Origin of the sequence: Fervidobacterium riparium, from assembly GCF_025370035.1 — a bacterium.
In the GTDB taxonomy this organism is placed as follows: domain Bacteria; phylum Thermotogota; class Thermotogae; order Thermotogales; family Fervidobacteriaceae; genus Fervidobacterium; species Fervidobacterium gondwanense.
Map to the genome: position 1 here is coordinate 223,837 of NZ_CP009277.1, position 26,057 is coordinate 249,893.

The window sequence follows — 26,057 nt, forward strand, 5'->3', positions numbered from 1 at the left end:
TTGAGGTGATAATATGAAGAATTTTCTTGATAGACACTTTATTTTAGAAACATTACCACCAAGAAGTAGTAATGCGGAAAAGTATATAGAATTCTGCCGAGAAGCAGTAGAATCAGGTGTGGAAATAATCGCTGTAACAGATCTTCCGATGGGAAGTGCGCGTGTGTCGCCGGTCGCCCCGGCTCACATGCTTGTTGAAAATAGCATAGAAGTACTTATGCACTTTTCCAGAACAACTCGAAACGCCATAAGGATCGAAGGTGACCTCATTGCAACACACATGCTCGGAATAAAGAATTTGTTAATCCTCTCTGGAGATGACCCGAGGGTGGGAACTTATCCATTCTCTTCAAGCATCGAAGATTTTAGCATCTATGATGTCTTCAAACTGGTAAATTTGCTCAACGAAAAGGGTGAAGATATAGCGGGCGTAAAGATATACGGCAAATTCTCTTTCAATCCTGGCGGAGTTTTTAGCCCATTCGAAAAAGATGTTAGCCAGACTCTCGAACGAATGGTTAAAAAGATTGAAAATGGGTGCAGATTTTTTGTTTCGCAGCCGGTTTTTTCACAAGAGACAATGGTAAATTTTTTACAAGAGACTGAAATTCATAAGCGCACGAAAATATACGTTGCTCTAATGGTATTTGAATCAGTTCAGCAACTCCAGTATTTTTCAAAGGTCCCAGGAGTATTTGTTCCTAAAGAATACTTCCACCAGAGGGACGATGAGCATTTGAAATGGTATTCTGTCAAAAGGACTATCTCTATAGTTGAATCACTCTCTAAGTACGTAACTGGTTTTTACCTCACATCTACAACAAAAGACTTAGATGTCATTAAGCAAATTGCCGAAGCAGTTTCAGCACAGTGTGAATGAATAATAAATAGAAATCACACAATGTGAAAAGGGTGTATTTAGAATGATATATACCGTTGCAATTTCTGAACTGTCGGAAAATAAACTTTTTCTATACACAAGTCAGGAGAATATAGACTTGGGCGAGCGGGTAATAGTGAATTTTAGAAAAAAGAAAACGGCTGGATACGTAGTTGCTAAGAGCGAAACCCTTAGGCGGTTGCTTGAAGATGAATTAATCAGTACATTCTTAGAAGGCCAAGAAATCTTATCGTCTGGTCAGTTAGACAAAATTTTAGAGCGAACTGATTTTGTTTCTTTCATAGACCAAGCTCGCATACGTGGCTACCTGAATGCTTCCAAAAATTATCAATATCCGATAGGAAGGCTCTTCGACATCTCCTTTCCGCAGAGTTTTGATAAGTATTTTACATTGTACGTTGAAAGTACGAGTCCATTGTTCAAATTCGAAAAGATGAAATTCGAGGACTTCAAGAAGATCAGCAAGTATAAAGAGTACATAGCAAATGGGCTCGTAAAGGTCTACCGTGATTTTGAATCGAAGGCACCTCGTCCCCGAAAGGACAAAGATGAGTACATCTCCCTCTCTCTTTCCCCATCTGAAATTGTGAAATTTAAACTAACGGGAAAGCAAAGTACGGTTGTGAATTATCTTTTAATACGCAGGAACGCATCCATCGATGAGATCTTAAAAGACTTGGAAGATTCTGGAATCGATAGGAATGTTATCATTCAACTGAAGAACAAAGGCATCGTGAAAATATCTGAAGGTTTAGAAGAAGCAGAAACCACAGAAGAGTTTGAAATTCAGAAGAAGTTGACTACTGAACAATTGGAAATTTCAAGAAAAGTTGTAGGGAATTCGAAGCATGAAAAGCACCTTGTGTTCGGTCCTACAGGCAGTGGGAAGACAGAAGTCTATTTGGAAGTTATGAGAACCGCTTTGAACCTTGGAAGTGTGCTTTACTTAGTACCTGAAATATCACTTACCGAACAGACTATCGCAAGGATAAAGGAAAAATTCCCCGAAATAAGGTTAGCGGTTTACCATAGTTACCAAACCGATTCAAAAAAAGTCGAAATATGGGCTAAGGCCGTTAAAGGCGAAATAGATGTGCTTGTCGGTCCGAGAAGTGCTCTTTTCGTTCCCTTAAAAAATCTAAAATTGGTAATCGTTGATGAAGAGCACGATGATGGCTACTACAACAACTCAGAACCATATTATGACATCCACAAAATACTCCAGCATATGCCTGTTACAGTTATATATGGTTCTGCGACACCACATCTTGAAACGTATAAGTTTGCAAAAGAAGGGATGTACAATTTTCACATGTTGAGCAAACGATTCAACGTTGAGCTACCTGACGTAGAAATAGTCGACTTGAGAAAAGAAAAGATGGCAACAACTTCGATTTCAGCTAAACTGCACGATGAGATATTGGAGACAATTAATAACGGTAGAATATCGCTCATCTTCACAAGGAGAAAGGGATTTTCGAGGGTTCAATGTGCTGTGTGCGGCTATTTTGTAAAATGCGACAACTGTGACGTAGCGCTGACATACCATGCCGACAAAGAAAAGCTAAAGTGCCATATTTGTGGCGTTGAAAAAGAATTAACAAATACATGCCCGGTATGCAGTTCTTCAATGTTCGTAGATAAGGGAACTGGAACAGAGAAAGTTGAACGAGAGCTAAGAACCTTGTTCCCAGGAAAAAGTGTCGGAAGAATAGATGCTGAGATAATTGATACTCCAGCAAAAATGAAAGAAATACTCGAAGCTCTAAGGGAAGGTAGATTTGATATAGTAGCTGGCACAAAGATGATAACAAAAGGGCTCGACATATACAGAATAGGGCTTATTGGAATTGCTGATATTGACGCGTTGATAAATTATCCAGACGTTAATGCTCCGCTCCGAACATTTCAAACGCTTGTACAAGTTATAGGCAGGGCCGGCAGAAAAGAGAAAGGCAAGGCTTTAATTCAAACTTACAATCCTGAAAATCCAGTCATTGTGTATGCGAGTGCTCAAGACGTTGTAGGGTATTACGAAAGAGAATTACTACTACGCAAAGAGTTGAATTATCCACCATTTGCAGATGTGGTCCATGTGATGTACGCAAACCAATCTGCTGAGATAGCAGGTGAGACAATAGATGCTGTAGTCGAAGAAATATACAAGACTGATGAATTTATAGAGATACTCGGACCATCAGAACACCCGATATTTAAGGCGCAAAACAAGTTCAGATATCAATTCTTTGTGAAAACGCACAAACCTGAAAAGATATTGCGGATAATTTCTCAAGAAAAGACAAAATATCCAGGCGACTGGATCGTACGCGTGAATCCCCCAGAAATTTAGAACTTTTGTGCGCAACACAAACTCGGAGCCTTTAAAAGCTCCGAGTTTGTATTTTTAAAAATTCAGTGTTTCCTTGAATGCCTTAAGATTGTCGAAATTGAAAGCGCTGATAACAACACGATTAATCCCCAACTCCAAAGCATGAATACTAAAGCCTCTTGGCTCATTGTTCATCCTCCTTTAACCACAGCGATTTTGATCCGAGTGATTAGTTGTTTGTCTTCTTCTCATCAATACCTTTCAAGCTCTTAAACACGACAATGAAACTTATAACAAAAACAAGTATCAGCACTACCCTTGCTGCGAAAATCCAAGGCACAAGGTTCGGATAATTCTTCGCAAAGTCAGGAATGAGTTTTAAATAACCGTCCTGAGCATAAGTAACCGTAGAGAACACAAGCAGTACTATTATAAACACTGGTGTGATAAAGCGCATTACAACGTTGTAGAACCACTTTGGCACTTTCCAGTAGCTACCTTTGTTAATTTCTTCTAATCCCTTGTTTCCAAAGAGCCAAACTGCTGCAAGGATTTCAATCAAACCAAGGACAACCAACAGGTAAGAGCCAACCCAGTTATCGAGTTCTGTCAGGTAGAAAAGTTCAGCAGTTTTTGTTAGTATTGGCTCAAGAGCAACTGGCAATCCACCGAGAACATAAAGTATGAATATCAACAAAGATCCTGTCTTCCTGTTAACGTTGAACTGCTCTTCCAAAAATGCAACAAGATAGTTGAACATGGCGATAGAACTTGTTATACCTGCAAAGAAGAGCAGCAAGAACCAAAATGTTCCAAAAATTGAACCGCCTGTCATGGTTCTGAATACGTTTGGCAAGGCTATGAAAGATAGTCCAACCCCGCTCTTAAGTCCGTCTGTACCCAAGAATGTGAACGCTATAGGGATGACTATGGTACCGGCAAGAATAACCTCGGCAAATTCGTTCAAGGAAGCGGTTGCAACTGCTGAGGTTGTTATGTCATCCTTCTCGTTCAGATATGAAGCATAGTTCTGGATTATTCCCATACCCAACGACAGTGTGAAGAAGATCTGACCTGCTGCGGCCAAGGTTGCTGACCAGCTCAATTCGTTCCACCTTGGCTGCCATAAAAAGTCCAGACCTTTGATTGGCGTCCATTCAGGTTTAACTGGAGAGCCCAACGTCAACGTCCTTATCAGAAGGATTATCGCAAAGATGTATATCATCGGCATTGCTATTTTTGCAAGTCTTTCCAAACCTTTCTGGATACCACCTCTTGTTATGTAGAAGAGAAGCCCCAACGTTATCAACCAAAAAATAAAAACAGTATACGGATTTTGAATATAGCTCACGAAATAACCCGCTGTATCAACAGATGGATCCATGTAATTTCCCGTAGCGGTCAGCCATGCATAACCAAGTGTCCAGCCGATTACGTGGTTGTAGTACGAATTTAGTAAAACAACTATGGATAGCGCGAGTGCACCAGCAAAAGCCCCAAGGAATCTCGCAAACTTCTTCGACGAACCGTGCTCTGCTTGCAAATAGACCATAGGACCAATCGTACCGAACCCGTACCGACCACCATATCTTCCCTGTGCCCACTCTATAATGAGTAGTGGAATACCCATGAAAATTAGTGCGGTGAAATAAGGAATCATGAACGCACCGCCACCGTTCTTCGCTGCTTGATATGGGAAGCGCCAGAAATTCCCAAGTCCTATAGCGTTTCCCGCCATCGCTAAGATCAAACCAAGCTTGCTACCCCAGTGCTCTCTCTTCAAGGCCCACACCTCCTAAATAAAAAGTCAGGAAAATAAGCGGATACTAAGAACATAATAATAACATAAAGCCGAGGAGTTATCAATAAAATACTTATAAAAAATATCACACTAATTGTGCCTTAGCTTTCTAAAGTTTTCAATCACCAATAAAGTTAATCATTACTAATTTTCTCGCGTGTTGTTAACAAAGAGAGAAAAATCTCTTAGTTAATTGAATCATATTGAAACCTGTAAAAATTGAAAAAAATCCCTTTGCCACTTAGAGCAAAGGGATTTGATTATTTTTAATTTATTATTAAATTCTGTGGAAACTATCATTTGAACATCTCATCAAAGTAAGCTATAATAAACTTCCGCCTTTCGTACATAAAGTTCTTAAGCCACCCAACTTCTTCTTTCCAAAAACTCGGTTCTGGTGTGCCATACCTTTTAGCATGAAGCTCTATTTCAGGCTCCAACATGTTTTCGTATCTTGAGATTATGTTTTCGACTCGTTCTGGTTTGAAAACTTCGTTTAAAATATATTCGAATCTCTGAACGAACTTATTCTTGAAAGATTCATTCTCAAGTAGTTTTCGTAGCAGCAGTGTTGCCTCTTCTCGCATCGTCCACGGCACGTTCGGATCTCCATACAGAGCTACTTTCAAGGTGTTGTGCGACGGTTCCCAGAAAGCCAAGTCCATATCGTACATCATGTACCTCCACTTTCCATCGCCGAACGGACTATTCTCTTTTTCGAGTACTCGCCACATCCGCTCGTTGTTGCCCGGCCAATCCGTGTTTGCCGATATAATTTCGGTAATCTTAAAGTCTATAAAATTATCTATATCGAGCATACTGGAAACTACACGATAATTTTCATCTTTGCGCATATCATTGTTCCTTACAAATTCCAATAAGTCCAAGAAACTTTGTTGATCCCCTTCTTTGCCATCCTGAATAGAAAGATCATAGTTGATTATAACGGTGTTCTTCTCATTCACCTTGTGTTTAACCTGCAGAAACCTCTGGTCATAATATTCTGAGAGATATAGTATTCCCCAGTACTCACCATTTATATAATGTACAACAGGATAACTATCTTGGGTGTCAAACCCTAATCCCTTCACTACTTCCTGAACGACAGGATCTCTCATATATGTATACTCATAATCATTTCCTGAGTTTCTCAACAACAACTTTTTGTACCCTACACGCCCGAAAAACGGATATGTAAATTCCTTTTCCTTGTTACGAGCGTACAGTCTTATCGACTTTATTGGAAAGCTCCGTGTGAACTCTCCGTGTATCCTAATACCAATATCTGTTCTGTATAGCAACTTACTATTTTCGAAATACTCCAACACGCCTGTACGTTCCCATTCACTACCTCTCTGGTGGTAATTCCCCGTCCAGTATGGATTGTTCGGGTCAAACAATTTTCCTGGAACGTAATTTCCTCTCTCATAATCAAACATATCGTCGGGATTGACTATTATAGATACCACTGGCAATGTATGCCTAATCCCCACGAAATACGTCCGTGATGTAGAGTCAACAACTTTACCGTCGACAACTTCAATAATCCTTAAAACAGTACCTTTCTTGAGTTCTCCGGAAGGCTCTTTCCAGATAGGAGACGTTGGAATGTACATCAGTTTGTTGTCTTTTCTCTCAGTAATATGTATAGGTTTCGTGTAGGTATATGTGTTGGGATTTCCCAGAACTGGCTCACTTCCATCCAATGTGTAGTAAACACTCCCACTCAGGGTGGAATTAATACTCACATAGAATTCTGAATCGTAAAACCCAGCGTCATGTGAAACAACTAACTTTGGAAACACAAGCGTTGAGAACAGGAAAAACAAAAATAAAATGAGCATCCTGGAAATTTTGTAAAACATTCAAACACCCTCTTTCTTAAAAAAGAACCTATCAATTTCTGTATGCTCGTATCCAGAAAACATACTCAAAACTACCGCCAACCACTTTAATGTTTTCGAACTTAGCTATTTTTTCAAGCGCCAAATTATTAACCTCATATCTCGGTGTTATGACGATATCATATCCTTCTTCCTCAGCTCTGAAACCTACCTCATATCTTCCAGCAATGGATTCATCTACATACCCGGCAGAATGTATGTTTTCCATCTTCAGTGTAGAAATCTTATGTCCACCACTTATGTACCTTCGCACAGCCTTTTCAACTAACTTCAATTCATTGTAGATCTCTTCAGCATCAGGATCCTCATCCAGATCTACTTTTGTTTCAGATCCATCTTCAGTTTTGTCAAATACTAATATAGGTATCAACGTACTATCGGTACTCTCCTTCTGAGTTTTCAGATTATCTTGTCCAAGATTATCCAATTTTGAATCTTGTTCTGGTAACATTTTGGAAGATGGATTTTCATCATCTAAAGCCACTGTGGTTTTATCATCTACGCTTTCTTCATTCTTTTGACTGGCTTCTAACATTTTTTGTTCATTTAGAGAATCCTGAACTTTCAATTCTTCACCTTTACTCTGTGAATAGTCCCATGTAATTTCCCTTCTTGAGTTGAGCGATATAAGGATAACTAAAAATATCAACACCGCAATCAGCACAATCTTTCCAAGTTCGCTCACAAAACCCCCCCTTTAAATATAAGCTAAACATTCAAAAATCTTATCTTGGCGTTGTTTCTCTCTTAACCACTAAGAAAGAAACTATCAGGAAGCCACACGTTAATGTTGTGATGACAGCTGAATTTTTCAGAAACATTTGCATATTTACGCTTCCTGCACCGAAAAGTTGTTCAAGCCTTAGTAGGTACACCGAATTGTATATAGGCACAAAATTCAACATATTTCTCACAAATCTTGGCAGTGAACTTATTGATGTAAGTATACCACTCGAAAAGATTAGGAGAATGCTGAGTGCTGTTCCAAGAAGGTTTGAAATTAGGTAATTCCTGGAGAGGCTTGAGACAAAAATACCGAGCGCGGAGTGAAAGAGCGAAGTGAATAGTATTAAGACAAGAACATCGTTAACGCTTACTGACATATCTGAAGGAAGAAAAACTAAATAAGCCACCAATCCAGATATGCATGAAATTGCCACAGTAACAAGAAACTTAGAGAGAAAATACTGAGAAAATCTGGCCTTTCCAACAGAAATTACTCTAATGAATTTCGTTTCCTTGTCACCTACAAAAGTACTTGCACCTATCATTAAAGCCACAAACATGGTTATTAACAATATAAGACTCGGGGCGAAAACACGGTCGAAATCGAGATCATTTTCAGTTACAAGTTTTGGGGCAGGAACGCTTGAAGAAGTATACATCTGTTGCAAAACTTTCGGATTAAAGAACGGCCCGCCGCTGAGGTCTTCAAACATTTTTTGAAAGACAAGATAAGCCGCAGCCGAAAGCTGCGTGTCTACAGGGCTTGGAATGTACTTTATCTCGGTTTGCCTCCCGGTGAAAAGTCCATTAGTAAATCCATTTGGAATAACAACAACTGCATGTAGTTCGCCTTTTTTCAAAAGTTCAAGATAATCCTTCCCAACGTACTGAATCGTTCCACCTCTGAAAAGCGACATAACAACACCAACTGTAAACTTAGAAAGAGGCGATTTGTCTTCACTGTAAACACCTACTTTTAGATTGCTTGAAGCAAGTGAATTAAAGAAAATTCCACCAATTAGCACAAATAGTACTGGAATAACGAAAAGAACAATATAAGTTGAAGGCTTAACAAAAATTCTTTTAAGCTCGTATTTTATAAATTGCATAGAGCCTCTCCATCACCTTTCTTAAAAATTAATCTGAAATTGCAGAGAGATGCTGTAACCGATGGTAGCTCTTTCTATGTTGGTTGTTGTATCAACAAGTTCTAAGTTGGGCATGAAGGGACCGTAGAGTGCCGTGGATATATAATAGCTCATGGACAAAAGAAGATTGTTAACATTCCTACTTGAAAGCGGAAACTGAACAAGCAGTCTTAATAGTCCTGTTAAATTTATGTTTTGAACAGTGTTGTAGTGTTTAAAATCATTCTGCTTTAAATCAGAAATATCGTTCGATTGTCCAACCAACAACTGTAAAGTTTCAATATCTGCTCCGACACTTCCACCGAATGAGAAGACAGTCTCGCGCGACGAATTTCCAATCCTTATTCCCAAAATCTTCGCGTATATATCGTAGCTAAGGCCGAAGAGCCCATAATTAAAGTCTCTGCCTGGTAAATAATTCATAAATGTCGACTTAAAAGTAAAACCACTTGAGAGTACGGACGGATAACGTGGGTTCGCATTCATCTCGAAAGAATAGACAAATGTCATTTTCTCGAAGATACTGATTTCTCTTCCGGCTATTTCTGCAATAGTTTGAACACATTTGCTTGGCTCAGAATATGATATCCCGTACCAGTCCGCAAAAGTATTTGTGTAAGCAAAAGAGATGGTGCTGAAAAACAAATAAACAACAGCAAACAACTTTACAATATTCAAAAATAAACTCTTTTTGAACATACCCCGCCCACCTCGCTAAGACAATTCTAATATCGATTACAATTTATTATACCATACTCTCTGCAGAAAACTTTCGAAAAGTATGACACCTTAAAGTGGGCAAATAAATGAAAAGAAGGCAAACCCCAAATCCCCCCTTGAAATTATCTGATTATATGATAAAATTTACAGCGTGCTAAGTTTAACGGAGAGATGGCCGAGTGGTCGAAGGCGCTTGCCTGCTAAGCAAGTGTGGAGGTTTCTCCACCGAGGGTTCGAATCCCTCTCTCTCCGCCAGACGCAGAGTTTCGGGTGATGAGCCATTATTTCTCATCACCCGTTTATATATGAAAAGATAAAGCACGAGAAGAATGGACGTGCCCGTAGCTCAACTGGATAGAGCGTCAGACTGCGGATCTGGAGGTTGTGGGTTCAAGTCCCGCCGGGCACGCCAAATTGTTTTGTATTAATCCAAACCGGTAAAAGAAGTCCAAAAAAGCTACACTCCAAAGTGTAGCTTTTCTTTTTTCATATGTTATAATTTTTATTGCTCTGTGAACATTCTTAATCTATTGTTGTTTAACAAAATTAAACAAGACAAACATGCGAGGGGTTCAGGTGAAAAATGCAATAATCTATTCAATAGGCAACGAATTGGTCGAAGGTCTCATAGTTGATACAAATTCTAAGTTTTTGAGCGTGCACCTCAAATCTTTAGGTTATAACGTAATTCGTATAGAGACACTTCCCGATGTGCTTGATATTATTGTTCGACGCATCAGTGAAGGATTATCCGAGGCCGACTTGTTGATTACAACCGGAGGATTAGGCCCTACTGAAGACGATTTGACACGCGAAGCTATTTCAAAAGTGCTCAATAAAAGTTTAGTTTTAAACGAAGAAATCGCAAATGAGTTGATTGAGAGGGCTCTGAAATACTATAACAAGGCTCCTGAAAGCGTCAAAAAACAAGCATTGGTGCTCGAAGGTGCTATCGTTTTGGACAATCCTGTTGGAACGGCTCCAGGTCAGTTAATTAAGCACAACGGAAAAACCATTGTCATTCTCCCAGGACCGCCTGTAGAGATGATACCAGTATTCGAGAGCATAAAGGGAGAACTTAAGACGGACGATGAACTATACACAAGAAGAATAAAAACGATAGGCGTTCCTGAAGCTGTTTTGATGGATGAACATAAAGATTTGTTGTACTCCAATCCTCAGATAACCATTGCCACAATGGCTTCGTATGAAAGAGGTGTAGAAGTCAGACTTACCGGAAGTGTGGTACTGAAAGAAGAGATAGACGGAATCGTGGAACAACTGACAAATCTTCTCGGAGAAAGTGTTTATGCACTAGATGACGATAGCATTGAGGATGTAGTTTATAAGCTCCTGAAGGAGAATAACCTGACCATTTCTTTCGCCGAATCGTGCACAGGTGGTTTGCTCTCAGCAAGATTCGTGGACATACCCGGTGTTTCTTCGGTCTACAAAGGTGGCGTTGTTGCGTATTCAAACGAATCAAAGGCAAACATATTACGTGTTCCTAAGGATATCATCGAAAAGCACGGAGCTGTAAGTGAAGAGTGTGTTTCATATATGGCTAAGAATGCAAGAGAAATTTTTGATTCAGAATTCTCAGTTTCAATTTCCGGAATAGCCGGTCCTACTGGTGGCACTCCTCAAAAACCCGTTGGTACTGTTTGTTTTGCGTTTGCCAGCAAGAAAGGTGTGAAAGCTTTCACTTACAACTTAAGGGGAGATAGGGAAATGATACGAAAAAGAAGCGCGTTAATCGGATTCGATATTGCAAGGCGAGGGATAAGAGAATGGCTAAGGCTAGAAGGAAATATCAAAGGGTAACAATAAAAGATGTTGCAGAATACGCTCAGGTTGGGGTGGGCACAGTTTCTCGTGTACTTAACAATAGCCCGCATGTAGATGAAACAACAAGGGAACGCGTACTCGAGGCAATAAAAAACCTTGGTTACATGCCAAATCCACACGCAAGGCGTCTTTCGACAGGCTCAAGCCAGCTGGTAACTGTCATCACTCCGGAGATGAAAGGCGACTTCTATCAAATTCTAATGTCATCTATAGACGAAGTTTTGGTCAAATACGGATATTCCTCTTTACTTTATCCTCTTTACAACGAGAAGAAATTCGAAGCTTTGAAGAAATCATCGGATATACTCTTATCAACTGACGGGTTGATCGTTGACGGTGTCAATGTCGATAGCGTTATGTCCCATATACTCAATCCTCAAACTCCCGTTATATGTCTTGAACAAGATTCAGACAAGTACGACTCGATTATGGTAGACAATTATTATGGTGGTGTGCTTGTTGGTGATTATTTCGCAGACCTCGACATGGACATATTTGTAGTAACTCACAGAAAATCTCACGAACTTGAAAGTACCGTATTTGACGAAAGATTAGAGGGCTTTCAAGAATCGCTTGAGAAAAAGGGAAGAAGTATAGACAAAATATACTACGTACCACTCGACTGGGAAAGCACATTTGAAGTTGCAAGAAGGATATTCTTCCGTTTCAAAAGATGTGCAATCTTCACCACTACTGACTATCTGGCAGTTCCGATTATCGAGGTTGCAAGAACCATGCAACTAGATGTAGGAAAGGACGTAAGGGTCTGTGGTTTTGATGACCTTCCAATTGCTCAGGTACTGGAGATCACAACTGTCCGACAACCGATAGCAGAAATGGGATATCTCGCTGCTGAGAGCCTTATTAAAAGAATCAATAAGAAGATAAAAGATAAGCCAAAGAAATACATACTGAAACCAGAATTAGTTGTAAGAAATACGTAATCAAAAGCCAAGTGAGAAATTAACCAAGGAGTGGAGAATAGTGAAAATTGCAGTTTTGCTCGGTGGAATTTCAAGAGAAAGAGAAATATCCCTTAGAAGCGGAAAGAGGATAGCTCAAGCTTTAAGAAATTTCGGACATCAAGTGGATGAGATAGATGTAAATTTTGAAAACTTCGACTCCTTAGTCTGGGCTAAGGATTTAAGAAATTACGATGTTGTGTTCAATATACTGCACGGAACATTTGGTGAAGACGGACACGTTCAAAGTATTCTCGATGCTATTCAGATTCCCTACACCGGTTCAGGCGTTGAAGCAAGCGTCATCGCCTTTGACAAATACTTATGCAATCTGTACGTGCAAGACATAACAACCGTTCCTGAGTTCCTGCTCATTACCAAAGAGGAGTTCCAAAAAGATAAAAATATATTCCAAAATACAATACAAAAAATAAACATACCTTGTGTTATTAAACCTAGAAAAGAAGGTTCAAGCATAGGTACTCATATCTGCTTTTCTCAAGACGAACTGTTAGAGAATTTGGAAAAGGAATTTGAAAAATACGACGAAATGATTATTCAAAAATATGTGAAGGGCACAGAAGTAACAGTATCGATTATTGATATTGACGGTTCACCGGTTGTTTTACCAATTTTAGAATTAAGACCCAAAAAACTTTTCTACGATTATGAAGCAAAATACACTGATGGCATGACCGAATTTGTCATCCCCGCAGAAATCGGAGAAGAGATGACAGAAATTGTCAAAGAAAGTGCACTTAAAATATACAAGAAATTGGAGTGCAAACACTTTGCAAGGGTCGACGGGATAGTTAGCGACTGTAAGTTCTACTTTCTCGAAGTTAATACATTACCTGGAATGACTGAATTGAGCGACTTACCTATGTCAGCTAAAGCATACGGCTTTGATTTCGAAGAACTTGTAAACACAATAGCAACTGAAGCGTTCAAGAAACCGTCGTTTAAAAAATTCAGGTGATTTTTTCATTAAACAGCAAGGGGAGAATTTCAGTCAACGCCCCACCCTGAAGTGGCAGGCTTGAAGCCTTCGTTGACTAGCCTCAGCCAAAGCCAATAGGCTTCTTGGCTACGTTAGATGGGCCATGACACCATGGAATGCTGCTCAAGTTCCATGCTCTGTCGCCTATCGTTAAACAGTTCTGGCGGGTAGGGACAGTGCGGTAGGCACGACAAGCCCATCTAACATTGGCGATGAGCACCTAACTCCGCAAGGAGACTTACTGTATGGTATATGTTATCTCGAAAGATGGAAAACCTCTCATGCCTACTAAAAGGCATGGCAAGGTGAGAAGACTTCTAAAGCAGGGACTTGCCAAAGTAGTCAGAAGAGAACCATTCACGATTCAGTTATTGTATGACACTACAACTTACGTGCAACCTGTGACAGTTGGCATCGACATTGGTTCAAAAACAGTCGGTGTCTCAGCCATAACAGATAAGAAAGAAGTGTTCTCAGCAAAAGTAGTACTAAGAACTGATATAAAAAGACTTATTGTGCGAAAGAAGAGAATACAGACAGTTAAGAAGGTATCGCAAGACGAGGTACAGAAAAGCAAGGTTTTTGAATAGGCGTAAACCAGAAGGATGGCTTGCACCAAGTCTAAGGTGAAAAGTAGATGCACATATTAGAATAGTCAACATGCTCAGCAAGATACTGCCGATAGAAAAAGTTGTTGTAGAGATAGCGTCTTTTGATACCCAAAAGATATTGAATCCAGATATCCAAGGAGAAGAATATCAAAATGGAGTGCAGAAAGGCTTTTGGGACGTAAGAGAATATTGTCTATGGCGAGCAGGATATAAATCAGAGCTATCAGGTAAGAAAGGAGTTTTGGAAGTTCACCATATAGTTCCAAGAAGCGGAGGTGGGACGGACAATCCGTCAAACCTGATAGTCTTAACAGCACAAGAGCACAAAGCAATACATGAGGGCAGGTTGAAGATACCAAAGAGCAAGATAGAGAAGGTAAGAATTCTCAAAGATGCGAGTCACGTATCGACAATAGGCTGGCATATAGTTAATGAGCTAAAGGAACTGTACGAGGATGTCAGAGTTACATACGGTAGTATCACCAAAGCAAAGAGAAGTGAGTTTGGATTGGAAAAGACGCACCGAAATGATGCATATGTCATAGCGGGAGGGACAGTTCAGAAGAGAGCGAAAGAATGGTATTTTGGTAAGTTTTTCAGAAGACAAAATAGGTCGTTTCATAAAGTCAATCCAATCAAAGGTGGTATAAGACCAGCTAATACAATAAAAGAGGCATATGGCTTTAGGCGGTATGACAAAGTAGAATGTGAAGGCAAAGAAGGAATCATAGCAGGAATAAGAAGCAGTGGATATTTTGTAATAAGAAGTCTTTCAGGGGAAAGAATACACGATAGTGGGAGATACAACAAACTAAAACTTTTGGAGAAATCAAAAACGGTGATGTTTGAAAGGAGGAAAGCGGCTCTCTCCTCACACGACTAAAGTTGCGTGTCTCCGAGAGCCAAGGACGATGAAAGTACAAAAATTGGAATTAGATAGAAAAACCTCGAACAAAATCTCATCTTACATAATCGCTGTACTTTTTCTGATCATAAGCATGTTATTTGGCACTGTTCTTGACACCATTTTAAGAACACAATCTCTCTTTACTGTCGTATTTGCGATATTCTCTTTACTGCAAATTCTCTTTGGGCTATCCGTTATTGAGAAGATTATAGTCAGATTATTCCAAAAACCTTTAAGTTCAGAAAACATCGAAGCATTGCAGAAAGCTCAAGAAAAGCTCGAAGAAGCTAAACGACACGTGCACATAGACGAAGATATAAATCTTGTCTTGATAGATTCACCTTCTATAAATTCTCTTTCAGTTGGAATGATAAAGCATTCAAGGACAATCTGCATCACAACAGGTGCAGTTGAAAGACTAAATTGCGATGAATTAAGCAGCCTTATTTATCATGAGCTTTATCATATAAAGAACGGAGACACTGACTATCTCACAACTGTAAGTGGCACATTTGGAAGTCCGCTATTAATATTTAAACTGACAAAAAGCAGCATAAGAAAACTTAAAGAAGTTACGAAAGAAGGGAAGTTAGAGCACGAAAGGTACTTAAAAGAAATCCTTCTAATGAATTTTATACTTGTTATCTCAGCGGTGTTCCTACCGCTCAGTTACCTTTCCAACCTCTTCGTGAGTACAAGAAAGGAATTCGACGCGGACATTTTCGCAGCAGAAAGAACGTCGCCAGATGTGTTGATTGGTGTATTCGAGAAGACAAAAAGCAATTGTATACAGCTGGATACTGAATACCATTTCATAAGATATCACTTTTTTGTACATCCTAACTGTGTCGATACTCATAAGAAGCCTAATTCAATAATAGATACATATCCATCTATTGAAGAAAGAATAAACAACATACTAAACACATTTAAGAAAGCAAATCTGTGAGAAGCGAAGGTGAGAATAATGCCAAATCTCCTTGTGCACCTCAGAGTTGGTATGATTTCATACCCAATATACCTATTAATATACGGTGCGATTTCGCACCTGTTAAACATCAAATTCGCGCCAACGCCGATTGATTTAGCAATAAGTTATGCTTTGTACATTTTGGGAAGTGACTTGCCAGATTTAGACAGCAATAACGCACCTCTCAGAAATTTTACAAAAGCTATATCTCTATCTTTCGCCATATACATATTCTCAGCTTTCCTATATGAAAAATTCTATTCTATTCAACAACTGAAATTTATACCACACCCCATCATGCTCTCGATTTCTGTAGCTTCAGCTATGTTAATTGGAGTAGCACTTGTGAACCTCTTCCTTTCCATGCCTATATTTTCGCACCGAGGTTTTGCCCATTCAATTACATTCGCAGCGATATATGGAATAATAATCTACCTCTTCTCATCAACAAAAAGCGAGTACGCAATATTTTTTGGTATCAGCGCATTTTCTGGAGTGATGAGCCACATGATTGCAGATTATTGGAGAAAACCGAGCAAAATCTTCAAATTTTATTGAGAACGAAAAATAAGGAGGAAGTATAATGAAATTCTTAGACGGAGTTAATGTAACTTATATCAAGAAAGGCGAGAAAAGTGCACTTTCAAAGATACTGAATGAATTATCAAAGCACGAAACAAGACTCAGCTTCAAGCCTATGAACAATGAATTCTACGGTGAATTCAGAATTGAATTCTACTCACCTATGGAAGGTTTCCCAACGATAAAACTAACAGGTTTAATTGTGATAGACGAGCCAATCGAATGGTTGATGACAAAAGATGACCAATCGGCAATGGCTATTGAAAAGATAATGCATGTAGTCGATACTGAAATCTTAGAATCGGACACGTCAAAACCGATACCTGTCGTAATCCTTGAACAGTCAAAGGTATACGCCGTTGTAAATGAAGAACTAACAAAAGACTACTCACTGAACCAGCTTGTAAATTCAGCACTTGAAAGGTTGTTTGAAGTGTACTTTGATAAGGAATTTATTCCCGACGAATATGAAATACAAATACACTCAGAACTGACCGACTACTTCGTATGACAATGTGAAGTAAATAGACGCCCCAAATTGAGAAAAATCGAGAGATAAGTCCGAAAAAGGCCGCTTAAACCCGTAATTGACTTTTCATGTTTTTTATTGTAAACTTTATCTTGGCTTTTTAAAATTAATTAATATTTGGAACCGTTTCGATAACAAATTCTGAACCAAAACAACGGAACAAGATAAGCAAAGGGGTGCATTAGAGTGTCTAAGTCAATTTCTAAGGTAAACTCCAACAACAAGAAAGATTTCGTCGAGAATCAATTTGAATACCACCTCAAACATACTTTGGCAGAAACCCCTGAATACTCTTCGATAATGCAAAAATTCTTTGCACTTTCCAACACAGTTCGGGACATCATTGCAGAAAGATGGTTACAAACCGAAGAAAAAATTCTGAAGAGAAGAGAGCTCAGAATCGTTAACTACCTGTCGATGGAGTTTTTGATAGGCAGGCTACTTTACAATAACATTCTCAATCTTCAAGTTGAAGACGAAATCAAAGAGTTGCTTTCAAGATATGATCTGACATTAGACGAAATAGCATTACTCGAAGAGGACGCAGCACTTGGGAACGGTGGACTTGGAAGGCTTGCAGCTTGTTTCTTAGACTCCCTTGCAACGCTTGGATATCTCTCGTACGGTTACACGATAAGGTACCAATACGGCCTGTTTAAACAAGAGATTGAGAACGGATTTCAGAGGGAAGTGCCCGATGACTGGATGAAGAATGGTTACCCTTGGGAATTCCCAAAACCTGAAGAAAGCGTAAAAGTTAAGTTCTTCGGTAGAAGCGAAGCTTACACAGACGAAAAGGGAAGACTCAGATTCCGCTGGGTTGATACATACGATGTCCTCGCCGTTCCGTATGATATATACGTAACTGGATACGACAGCGACATAGTCTCGGTACTGAGACTTTGGCAGCCCAAAGCACTCAACGAATTCAATTTTGCTGAATTTGAAAAAGGCAATTATGAAAAAGCGGTGTACGAGAAAAACCTTGCCGAAACGCTCTGCAAAGTTCTTTATCCGAACGATGCATTCTTCCAAGGACGCGAACTGAGGCTCAAACAGGAATACTTCTTTGTAAGTGCGGCAATACAAGATATAATCAGAAGGCACAAAAGAAGGTACAGAAACGACCTGTACAATTTAAGTAGCGCAGAAGTTATACAGCTGAACGACACGCATCCAACCTTGGCTATCCCTGAACTGATGAGAATACTCCTTGACGAAGAAGGATATACATGGGAAGAAGCATGGGAAATTGTGAAGAACACAATCGCTTACACGAACCACACAGTAATGCCTGAAGCCCTTGAAAAATGGGAAGCACCTCTGTTCCAGAATATGCTCCCAAGACATTATCAAATCATCGAAGAAATCAACGCAAGATTCTTGAATGAGGTTGCATACAAATTCGACGGTGACTTACACAAGATAATCAACATGTCTGTCTTCGAAGAAGGGAATATCAAAAAATTAAGGATGGCGAATCTTTGTTCCATCGCTTCATTCTCCATAAACGGAGTTTCTGAACTGCATACGGAAATCTTGAAGAAAACAGTTTTAAAAGACTTCTACGAAATGTACCCAGAGAAATTCAACAACAAGACAAACGGCGTCACGCAAAGAAGATGGCTTTTAGAATGCAACCCACCACTTGCAAAGCTCATTAAAGAAAGTATTGGCGACGGTTGGATCACAGATCTTTACGAGCTCAAGAAACTTGAAATATTCCAAGATGACCCCGAATTCTTAGAAAAGCTCGACAAAGCTAAGATGTGGAACAAAGAAAGGCTTGCAAAATACGTGAAAGAAAAGCTCGACATCGTAATTGATCCAAATACATTATTCGACATACAGGTAAAGCGCATACACGAATACAAGCGCCAGCTGCTCAACATACTCCACGTTATACACCTTTACAACGAAATACGGGCAGGAAAACACTTGAAAGTTCCAAGAACATTTATCTTTGCGGGTAAATCTGCACCTGGTTACAGGATGGCAAAGCTCATAATCAAGCTCATAAACAGCGTTGCAAATGTTGTGAACAATGATCCGATTGTCAGTAAGGAACTCAAAGTTGTATTTATACCAAATTACAACGTATCAGCAGCTCAAATAATAATTCCTGCAGCAAACATTAGCGAGCAGATCTCGACAGCTGGTACGGAAGCATCCGGTACAGGAAACATGAAATTCATGATCAACGGTGCACTGACAATTGGAACGTTAGATGGTGCAAACGTCGAAATGCTTGAAGAAGTTGGAGAAGATAACATACTTATCTTTGGTCTAAAGGCTGAGGAGATAGAAGAAGCGAAAAGGAAAGGAAAGTACAACCCGTTCGGTATTTACCTCGAGAACGAAAAAATAAGAAAAGTACTCGACATGGTCAGGACGGGTTACTTTACTCCGGAAACACCTGAACTTTTCGAAGACATATTCGAAACATTAATTTATGGGAAACACGCACCAATGCCAGATCAATACTTTGTACTCGCGGACTTCGATGCATACGCACAGGCGCACAAAAAAATTGAGGAGCTGTTCTTAAATAAACAAGAATGGAACAGAAAATCACTGCTGAACATCGCAAGAAGCGGAAAATTCTCAAGCGATAGAACGATAGAAGAGTACGTAAGAGACATCTGGAAGACGCAGAAAGTTTAATAAGTAAGGAAATAAACATAAGGCTCCGGATCAACCGGAGCCTTCTTGTTTAGATATCTGATCTATTAAAGCTTCTTGTGAACGAACCACCAATCGAATCCCTTGTACTCTTGCAGCCTCTTTGCTGCCGTTTCGCAGTCGCTTGCAGGTGGAATTATCACTTCATCACCGATAAGCTCGTTGTTCGGCCAGTTTGCAGGAAGAGCAACTTTGTACTGATCATTAACTTGCAATCCCTTAATCATTCTCAGTATTTCGTCCATATTCCTTCCAAGCTCCTGTGGATAATACAGGGACGCTCTAAGAACACCGTTCGGATCGATTATGAATACCGCCCTCACAGTGTTTGTACCCTTTCCCGGGTGAATCATACCGAAGAGTTCAGCTATCTGTCCCCTATCGTCTGCGATTACTGGGAACTTAATCTCAACACCGAGCACTTCCTTAATCCACTGCACCCACTTGATATGTGAAAACACCTGGTCGATACTCAAACCTATAAGCTCTGCGTTGAGCTTTTTGAACTCATCGTACCTCTTTTGGAACGCAACAAATTCCGTTGTACAAACTGGTGTGAAATCTGCCGGATGGCTGAAAAGCACTACCCATTTGCCTTCGTAATCCTTTGGAAAGTTTATAACTCCATGCGTTGTCTTCGCTGTAAACTCAGGAGCCCTTTCTCCAATAAGTGGCAAACCCATAAAAACACCTCCTCATAAACTTGTTATCTACATCGTGTTTGTTTTTAGACACAATCTAATTATATATATTATCCAAATCATTTTCAATAACGGAGGTGTTTCTGTTTAGTTACTTTTAAATTTATTAAACGACTATATCTTTTTCTAAAATTAAAGCAAAGCTATCAGATTTTCTATTGCATCTCTACATTCTCTTGGCAGTCTGTCGTATCCCTGGTTCTCGCCGTCTTTTTGGTTTATGAATTCTATCCTCTTTTCAAGCGAAACCCTTAAAAGTTCTCTGTATTCATACTCCGATGTCTTGACTTCGAATCCTGGTATCTCCATAATCTTAAGACCGCCGAACCACTCGATAAAGTTCGATTTCTTTTCGACAATGTTCTCAACAATTTCGAGAGTCACCTCTTTCGGTACCTTCTTGTTCAAATAGAATCCAGTGTTTATGATATAGCACTCCACACCTTTTTCAAAGAGTTTCTTAAATTTCTCATAATCTTCCGAAAGCGGATAAGTTCTAAACGGATTGGCGTACGGTTCAAAGACTAAAGCTTCTGGATCAACACCGGGGAGCAGCCTTTCCGCTGACGTGCGCTTTGTTGCAAGCGTTGCACCCATCGTCGATGCAAGGATTGGATCTTCTATTTTCACAACCGGTGGCAAAACAGGGTCTTTCATTATCCAGAAGATAGCATTCACTGGCTCATCTATCTTATCCACCCTATTTGGCGACCATAACCTTGACTTGATTGCCCTTCCGTTTCCGTTTCGGATATCTTCCATTACCGGAACAACTCGACCGTGTTCGTCAACAGTCGCTCCGCAGTTCTGTATGGTTAAAAGGAACTTATTATCCTCGCTTGTCAGCGGATAATCGGATGTCTTATCAAAATAGGAAGGTTCGAGTGCTATTGAGGACAAATCTTCAAGATTAATTACCAAAGCATCGTCGTGAAGAACTGTGATATTGTACTTTCCATTGTGCTTTGAATGTGTGAGAGTAGATTTTCCTGAGCCAGACAATCCGAAAAACGCAGCAACGTACCTTCGACTGTCAAATTCATACTTCTTCAAGCCACCATGACAAGCTACATACGATTGTCTATTTCCAACCGACCAACCGAGTGTGAGCGTTCCTTTCTTGAACTCCCCAAAATATCTCAAACCAAGCAGCGCAGCACAATTATTCTTCGGGTCAAATAACGCAAGCCCTCCGGGAAAGTCCGGATGAGTCCAATCCGGATCTGTGAATATGTATATGTCAGGCTCGTTTAAAACCTTAGATCTTTCGTACATCAAAGAATACTCAGGTGTTAAATCCTGAAAATTCAGAAGCCAATTGTATACAGTATTCTCAAAGCCCTCTGGTATAAGTATATGGTTCTTAACCATGAAATCTTCGTGAAGTCCGGTATAGCTTATTGCATGGTGCATCTTTCTAAATCTTGTTCCATATACTGCTTCTCTCACAACTTCCGCAAGTACATCTTCATTAACATTCGGCATACCGATTATCTTCCTTGCGCCTGAAAACCTTCCGACAACAGCGCCATCGTTGAAAAGTAAGATCTTCGTGCCTTCATCAAGATTCAAGAGTTCGGGTTTGTACACCGGTAAATCTGTCACTATCGTGCCGGGAGACTTCATAGCTTTTTTGTATGCTTCTCTCCTTGAGGTCAAAAGTTCAACGTTATTACCATAAAACGCACTCTCGATAGTCGTGCGGATCTTAGAAAAATTGGACTTGTTAACCTCACCCCACTGCCACCTTCCCTTAGTTGCCATAAGAAGCCTCCTCTCTAAGTGCGAATAAACAAAAGAAATATTCTTCGTGCATAGTGTATATATATTCTAAACCGTTTGTGAAATAAGCTTAAACTTAGCATAATTCCACATACTCGCGCATAACAAAGCATGTAAAAGTTTACACAAATAATTACCTCTAAATGCACTTAACCTACCATTTTCGAATGTTTATCACAAATTGACTAAAAAAATTAGTTTATCTTTTGAACTATTTAATAAATTAACAGTCTAATATAATGAAGAATGAAAAGTGCGTTAATCAATTGGAAGGGAGGATACATAGTGGTTAACAAAAGCTTGAATAGTAGTTTTGACATCTCGGCTGCTGAAAAATCAACAATTCACGAACCCGAAAAGCTATGGAATGCGCTATGCGTTGAAGAAGTGCTTTCGGACATACTAAACATAATCACGAACATGGTGAGTTTGCTTCCTGAATTTCAGGAAATTGAAGATATGAGCACCACTGAACTTTACGTTTTCCTATTCACCGCTATTTCGGATAACCAAAAAGATGTGTCAAACACAAACCTCTCTAAAAAGCTCCACATTTCAAAATCAGCAGTCAGTGTTGCTACGAAACTTCTAATAAAGAAAGGAATCATACAAGCAGTTCAGGATATCGAAGACAGGAGACATTCCTACCTAACCCTTACCCCAAGAGGAAAGGCTATATTTAACGAATTTAAGCGTTCTTTTGGAAATTTGTTGAATGAGGTAGTCTCGTCTATGAATGAAGGAGAATTAAAAAAACTAACAGAATCATTCAAAATGCTTGCGGAATTTTCAAAGAAAATGGAAATCAGAAATCACTAAGTGCAGAGGTGGTTTGCATGGTCCTTATCACTGGTGGTACGGGACATCTTGGAAATGTCCTCGTTAGAAAATTGATAGAGTCTGGCGAAAGAGTCAGGATTTTAGTCCATCCAACGGACAATTTGGTATCTTTGCAGTTGCTACCTGTAGAGATATTCTACGGGGATGTCCGCAACGACTTTTCTTATGCACTTAACGGTATTGATGCCATTTTTCATCTAGCCTCTTTGATAGCGATAACCCCGACTAAAAGAAAATTATTGTACTCTGTTAACGTTGACGGCACTAAGAACATAATCGAACATGCCAAGAGCAAATCGATACCTTTAATTTATGTGAGCAGTGTCCATGCTTTTGCAGAAATTGAAAAAGGAAGCACTATTACTGAGGAAACTCCAGTAGATGAAGACCGCGTGATCGACGACTATGCAAAGTCAAAAGCTTTAGCGACAAAGCTCGTTGAATCGAGTTTCAAAGATGGACTTGATGGATTCATCGTATTCCCAACTGGCATATTTGGACCGTACGATTACAAAGATTCTTACTTCTCTCGCGTAATGAAAAAGTACAGAGGTGGGAAGCTAAAATACACAGTCAGAGGCAGTTTTGATTTTGTAGATGTTAGAGACGTAGCCAATTCGATTGTGAAATTGTACAAATCACTAAAGTCTGGGAAGATATCGAAGGAAAGATACATAGTATCAGGACACGATATCAGATTTGAGGAGCTTCCAGCACTTTGTGGCGCACGTGAATTCAAAGTGCTCGATGACACAACAGCAGATATTCTAAGCTATGTTTCACTTATCGCAAACGTCATTCTCAAGATCCCTGCGGAATTCGTTCCATATGCTTTGCACACTATACGTCTGAACTATAAGTTCTCCAACGAAAAGTTGAAATCCACAATCCCGTACTCACTAATAAAAGTTGAAGATTCGGTACACGATTTTTTCAATTGGTTAAACGAATTGAATAAACACGGGAGAATGTGTTATAATATTATCTGAGTTCTACGGGAGGTGGATTTTTTGGCAAGATTAAGGGTTTACGAATTAGCAAAACAATTAGATATGGACACGAAAGAGTTACTCCACGAGTTGGAGGAGCTTGGCATTGAAGTCAAGAGTCACATGAGCTACATCGATGAAGAAACAGTGAATATACTCCTTGATATATACAAAGAAACTCTTGACGAGGAAGAAGAGATAATAGTTACCAAAGCAAAAGAGCCCGCAAAAGAAAAAGCGGAGGCAAAAAAGCCTCCTGTTCACATAACAGAAGACGATTTGAAGCTCGATAAATTTGCGGAGAAGATTAAAATTCCGCAGAATAGGATTATTCAGGACTTCTTCATGAAAGGTGAAGTTCTCAGACCCGGTCAGGCAATTTCTATTTCTTTGGCGAAGAAGATCGCTAAGATGTATGATGTCCGATTGACATTCGAAGAAGAAACGGTAAAAGAGGAAGTTAAACTAGAAAATCCGCTCGATGAATTCAAAAGACAATTCGAGATTCTCTATCAAGATAAGAGCAAACTTGTTAACAGACCTCCTGTAGTTACTGTCATGGGACACGTTGACCACGGAAAGACTACATTACTTGATTACATCAGAAAAACGAAAATAGCCGAAAAAGAAGAAGGTGGAATTACACAAAGTATAGGTGCATATCAGGTTCTGGTGAATGGTAAGAAGATAACATTCATAGACACGCCGGGCCACGAAGTGTTTACAGAAATGCGCGCACGCGGTGCTCAGGCAACGGATATAGTCGTACTCGTTGTCGCAGCAGACGACGGCGTCATGCCTCAGACAATCGAAGCGTATAACCACGCAAAATCTGCAAACGTACCTATAATTGTAGCGATAAACAAAATAGATAAACCAAACGCAAACGTAGACCTTACGAAACAAGACCTCGTGACAAAACTCAACCTCATTCCAGAAGACTGGGGTGGAGACACGATAGTTGTTCCTATCTCGGCAAGGAATGGAATCAACGTTGATACACTCCTTGAAATGATACTCCTTGTCGCAGAGATGCAGGATATCAGAAGCATTCCTGAATCTCCAACAAGAGCGGTCATAATCGAAACGAGACTCGATAAAGGATACGGTCCAGTCGCAAATGCCGTTGTTAAAGATGGCGTACTCAAAGTCGGAGATTACATAGTTGCTGGAAAATCGTTCGGAAAAGTAAAAGCTCTAATAGATGACAAAGGTAAAAGGATAAACCAAGCAGAGCCATCTACACCCGTGATGATTGTCGGTTTCGAAGAGCTGCCTGATCCGCACAGCATCATCTACGTCGTTGAGTCCAAAGAAAAAGCTGTAGAAATAGTTGAAAAAGTCAAAGAGCTCGAAGCAAGAGAACTCAGAAAGAAACGCCAGATAAAACTCGAAGAAATACTCAAGAAGATGCAGGAAGAAGAGAAAAAGGAAGTAAAACTGATACTCAAAGCTGACACGGTCGGTTCATTGCAGGCATTGCAGAATGCCATAGCAAAGATGAGAACAAACGAAATCGACATCGATGTTGTGCATGCGGCAGTCGGTGCGATAAATTCAAGCGACGTCATGCTTGCATCCGCATCAGAAGCGATAATCCTTGGATTCAGAGTAAAAGCAGACTCTCAATCATCAAGGCTTGCAGAGTCTGAAGGTGTGCAGATTAAGACATACACGATTATATACAAACTCCTCGAAGACTTGAAAGCTGCACTCGAAGGTATGCTTGAACCAGAAGAGGTAGAAGAGAAGACAGGCTATGGTGAGATAAAGAAAGTCTTCAAGATACACAAATACGGAAACATCGCAGGTGTCCAAATGTACGAAGGTTACGTAGAAAAGAGCGGATTCGTAAGGATATACAGAAATGGATCGCTCGTTTTCGAAGGCAAGATTGAAAGCTTGAAACACTACCAACAAGACGTCAACAAAGTTAGCGCACCGCAGGAATGTGGTATAAAATTCCAAAACTTTGACGACATAAAGGAAAACGACGAATTGGAATTTTACATAATCAAAAAGGTTCCAAGAAAACTTACCGCAGTTATTGAAGAACAGAAAGAAGATGAAAAAGAATAAAAAGCCACCGAGAAGGTGGCTTTTTCTATCATATTAGCACCATATA

21 protein-coding genes, 2 tRNA genes and 1 pseudogene are annotated in these 26,057 nt (G+C 39.7%); 17 read left to right on the forward strand and 7 right to left on the reverse strand.

The genetic code is table 11. The features are described from left to right. Nucleotides 1-13: 13 nt before the first annotated feature. Both IB67_RS01010 and priA read left to right on the forward strand, forming a co-directional pair. Complete coding sequence (locus tag IB67_RS01010) at nt 14-880, forward strand: methylenetetrahydrofolate reductase (protein WP_072757772.1); 867 nt, start codon at nt 14-16, stop codon at nt 878-880. Nucleotides 881-923: 43 nt separating this feature from the next. After that, on the forward strand, nt 924-3,251 hold the full coding sequence (gene priA / locus IB67_RS01015) for a replication restart helicase PriA (protein ID WP_084634297.1): 2,328 nt from the start codon (nt 924-926) through the stop codon (nt 3,249-3,251). Between the two features lie 208 nt (nt 3,252-3,459). Here priA and IB67_RS01020 read toward each other — a convergent pair whose 3' ends face one another. The 5 genes from IB67_RS01020 to IB67_RS01040 all read right to left on the reverse strand — a co-directional run bounded on the left by IB67_RS01020 (nt 3,460) and on the right by IB67_RS01040 (nt 9,508). After that, nucleotides 3,460-5,013 (reverse strand): sodium:neurotransmitter symporter family protein, encoded by a 1,554-nt coding sequence (locus IB67_RS01020; RefSeq protein ID WP_245789441.1) that lies wholly within the window; start codon nt 5,011-5,013, stop codon nt 3,460-3,462. Nucleotides 5,014-5,327: 314 nt separating this feature from the next. Next, nucleotides 5,328-6,896 carry a CotH kinase family protein gene (locus IB67_RS01025; RefSeq protein WP_498875344.1) on the reverse strand — a complete coding sequence of 523 codons (1,569 nt, stop codon included), beginning with the start codon at nt 6,894-6,896 and terminating at the stop codon, nt 5,328-5,330. A gap of 31 nt (nt 6,897-6,927) precedes the next feature. Beyond that, on the reverse strand, nt 6,928-7,620 hold the full coding sequence (locus tag IB67_RS01030; RefSeq protein WP_072757778.1) for a hypothetical protein: 693 nt from the start codon (nt 7,618-7,620) through the stop codon (nt 6,928-6,930). Nucleotides 7,621-7,660: 40 nt separating this feature from the next. Continuing rightward, a complete protein-coding gene (locus tag IB67_RS01035; RefSeq protein ID WP_072757780.1) occupies nt 7,661-8,770 on the reverse strand; it encodes an ABC transporter permease in 1,110 nt (369 codons plus the stop codon). Between the two features lie 21 nt (nt 8,771-8,791). Beyond that, nucleotides 8,792-9,508 carry a hypothetical protein gene (locus IB67_RS01040; protein ID WP_072757782.1) on the reverse strand — a complete coding sequence of 239 codons (717 nt, stop codon included), beginning with the start codon at nt 9,506-9,508 and terminating at the stop codon, nt 8,792-8,794. A gap of 186 nt (nt 9,509-9,694) precedes the next feature. Here IB67_RS01040 and IB67_RS01045 point away from each other — a divergent pair. From IB67_RS01045 to IB67_RS01100, 12 genes and pseudogenes are all read left to right on the forward strand, one after another. Then, nucleotides 9,695-9,784 (forward strand) — tRNA-Ser (locus IB67_RS01045). 80 nt (nt 9,785-9,864) lie between these two features. After that, nucleotides 9,865-9,941, forward strand: a tRNA-Arg gene (locus IB67_RS01050). A 164-nt stretch (nt 9,942-10,105) separates the two neighbouring features. After that, nucleotides 10,106-11,353, forward strand: coding sequence for a competence/damage-inducible protein A (locus tag IB67_RS01055; protein ID WP_072757784.1), 1,248 nt, complete (start codon nt 10,106-10,108; stop codon nt 11,351-11,353). Continuing rightward, the gene (locus IB67_RS01060; protein WP_072757785.1) at nt 11,320-12,321 is read left to right on the forward strand and encodes a LacI family DNA-binding transcriptional regulator; all 1,002 of its coding nucleotides are present in this window, start codon (nt 11,320-11,322) and stop codon (nt 12,319-12,321) included. Before IB67_RS01055 ends, IB67_RS01060 begins: the two co-directional genes overlap by 34 nt. Nucleotides 12,322-12,361: 40 nt before the next feature. Next, a complete protein-coding gene (locus tag IB67_RS01065; protein WP_072757787.1) occupies nt 12,362-13,318 on the forward strand; it encodes a D-alanine--D-alanine ligase in 957 nt (318 codons plus the stop codon). A gap of 266 nt (nt 13,319-13,584) precedes the next feature. After that, complete coding sequence (locus IB67_RS01070; RefSeq protein WP_281246560.1) at nt 13,585-13,929, forward strand: RRXRR domain-containing protein; 345 nt, start codon at nt 13,585-13,587, stop codon at nt 13,927-13,929. Further along, a pseudogene (locus tag IB67_RS01075) lies at nt 13,853-14,047 on the forward strand (RRXRR domain-containing protein); the annotation flags it as partial. The gene IB67_RS01070 and the pseudogene IB67_RS01075, both read left to right, overlap by 77 nt. Before the next feature lie 60 nt (nt 14,048-14,107). Further along, entirely contained in the window at nt 14,108-14,833 is a 726-nt protein-coding gene (locus IB67_RS01080) for an HNH endonuclease (RefSeq protein WP_434223579.1), read from the forward strand. A 28-nt stretch (nt 14,834-14,861) separates the two neighbouring features. After that, nucleotides 14,862-15,806 carry a M48 family metallopeptidase gene (locus IB67_RS01085; protein WP_072757789.1) on the forward strand — a complete coding sequence of 315 codons (945 nt, stop codon included), beginning with the start codon at nt 14,862-14,864 and terminating at the stop codon, nt 15,804-15,806. 18 nt (nt 15,807-15,824) lie between these two features. Then, on the forward strand, nt 15,825-16,385 hold the full coding sequence (locus IB67_RS01090; protein WP_072757791.1) for a metal-dependent hydrolase: 561 nt from the start codon (nt 15,825-15,827) through the stop codon (nt 16,383-16,385). Between the two features lie 25 nt (nt 16,386-16,410). Further along, nucleotides 16,411-16,920, forward strand: a complete 510-nt coding sequence (locus IB67_RS01095; protein ID WP_072761133.1) for a hypothetical protein — start codon at nt 16,411-16,413, stop codon at nt 16,918-16,920. Nucleotides 16,921-17,124: 204 nt separating this feature from the next. Beyond that, the gene (locus tag IB67_RS01100) at nt 17,125-19,602 is read left to right on the forward strand and encodes a glycogen/starch/alpha-glucan phosphorylase (protein ID WP_339745834.1); all 2,478 of its coding nucleotides are present in this window, start codon (nt 17,125-17,127) and stop codon (nt 19,600-19,602) included. A 65-nt stretch (nt 19,603-19,667) separates the two neighbouring features. On the opposite strand, the gene IB67_RS01105 is transcribed toward IB67_RS01100, so the two are convergent. Both IB67_RS01105 and IB67_RS01110 read right to left on the reverse strand, forming a co-directional pair. After that, nucleotides 19,668-20,303: a peroxiredoxin gene (locus IB67_RS01105; protein WP_072761131.1), complete on the reverse strand. Its 636-nt coding sequence runs from the start codon at nt 20,301-20,303 to the stop codon at nt 19,668-19,670. A 150-nt stretch (nt 20,304-20,453) separates the two neighbouring features. After that, nucleotides 20,454-22,085: a phosphoenolpyruvate carboxykinase (ATP) gene (locus IB67_RS01110; RefSeq protein WP_072761129.1), complete on the reverse strand. Its 1,632-nt coding sequence runs from the start codon at nt 22,083-22,085 to the stop codon at nt 20,454-20,456. A 303-nt stretch (nt 22,086-22,388) separates the two neighbouring features. Here IB67_RS01110 and IB67_RS01115 point away from each other — a divergent pair, with 303 nt between their 5' ends. Genes IB67_RS01115 through infB form a run of 3 tightly spaced genes read left to right on the forward strand, consistent with a single transcriptional unit; the run spans nt 22,389 to nt 26,011 of the window. Further along, the gene (locus IB67_RS01115; RefSeq protein WP_072761127.1) at nt 22,389-22,922 is read left to right on the forward strand and encodes a MarR family winged helix-turn-helix transcriptional regulator; all 534 of its coding nucleotides are present in this window, start codon (nt 22,389-22,391) and stop codon (nt 22,920-22,922) included. A gap of 17 nt (nt 22,923-22,939) precedes the next feature. Next, nucleotides 22,940-23,932, forward strand: coding sequence for an NAD-dependent epimerase/dehydratase family protein (locus tag IB67_RS01120; protein ID WP_072761125.1), 993 nt, complete (start codon nt 22,940-22,942; stop codon nt 23,930-23,932). A 21-nt stretch (nt 23,933-23,953) separates the two neighbouring features. Further along, nucleotides 23,954-26,011 (forward strand): translation initiation factor IF-2, encoded by a 2,058-nt coding sequence (gene infB, locus IB67_RS01125; protein WP_072761123.1) that lies wholly within the window; start codon nt 23,954-23,956, stop codon nt 26,009-26,011. The last annotated feature ends 46 nt before the right edge of the window (nt 26,012-26,057 follow it).

Bases quoted from the DNA above. Each gene is read 5' to 3' on its own strand.
- IB67_RS01060 (WP_072757785.1), top strand. From the start codon at position 11,320: ATGGCTAAGGCTAGAAGGAAATATCAAAGGGTAACAATAAAAGATGTT.
- IB67_RS01025 (WP_498875344.1), bottom strand. From the start codon at position 6,896: ATGTTTTACAAAATTTCCAGGATGCTCATTTTATTTTTGTTTTTCCTG.
- IB67_RS01040 (WP_072757782.1), bottom strand. From the start codon at position 9,508: ATGTTCAAAAAGAGTTTATTTTTGAATATTGTAAAGTTGTTTGCTGTT.
- IB67_RS01090 (WP_072757791.1), top strand. From the start codon at position 15,825: ATGCCAAATCTCCTTGTGCACCTCAGAGTTGGTATGATTTCATACCCA.
- IB67_RS01095 (WP_072761133.1), top strand. From the start codon at position 16,411: ATGAAATTCTTAGACGGAGTTAATGTAACTTATATCAAGAAAGGCGAG.
- priA (WP_084634297.1), top strand. From the start codon at position 924: ATGATATATACCGTTGCAATTTCTGAACTGTCGGAAAATAAACTTTTT.
- IB67_RS01105 (WP_072761131.1), bottom strand. From the start codon at position 20,303: ATGGGTTTGCCACTTATTGGAGAAAGGGCTCCTGAGTTTACAGCGAAG.
- IB67_RS01085 (WP_072757789.1), top strand. From the start codon at position 14,862: ATGAAAGTACAAAAATTGGAATTAGATAGAAAAACCTCGAACAAAATC.
- IB67_RS01070 (WP_281246560.1), top strand. From the start codon at position 13,585: ATGGTATATGTTATCTCGAAAGATGGAAAACCTCTCATGCCTACTAAA.
- IB67_RS01035 (WP_072757780.1), bottom strand. From the start codon at position 8,770: ATGCAATTTATAAAATACGAGCTTAAAAGAATTTTTGTTAAGCCTTCA.
- IB67_RS01120 (WP_072761125.1), top strand. From the start codon at position 22,940: ATGGTCCTTATCACTGGTGGTACGGGACATCTTGGAAATGTCCTCGTT.
- IB67_RS01010 (WP_072757772.1), top strand. From the start codon at position 14: ATGAAGAATTTTCTTGATAGACACTTTATTTTAGAAACATTACCACCA.
- IB67_RS01110 (WP_072761129.1), bottom strand. From the start codon at position 22,085: ATGGCAACTAAGGGAAGGTGGCAGTGGGGTGAGGTTAACAAGTCCAAT.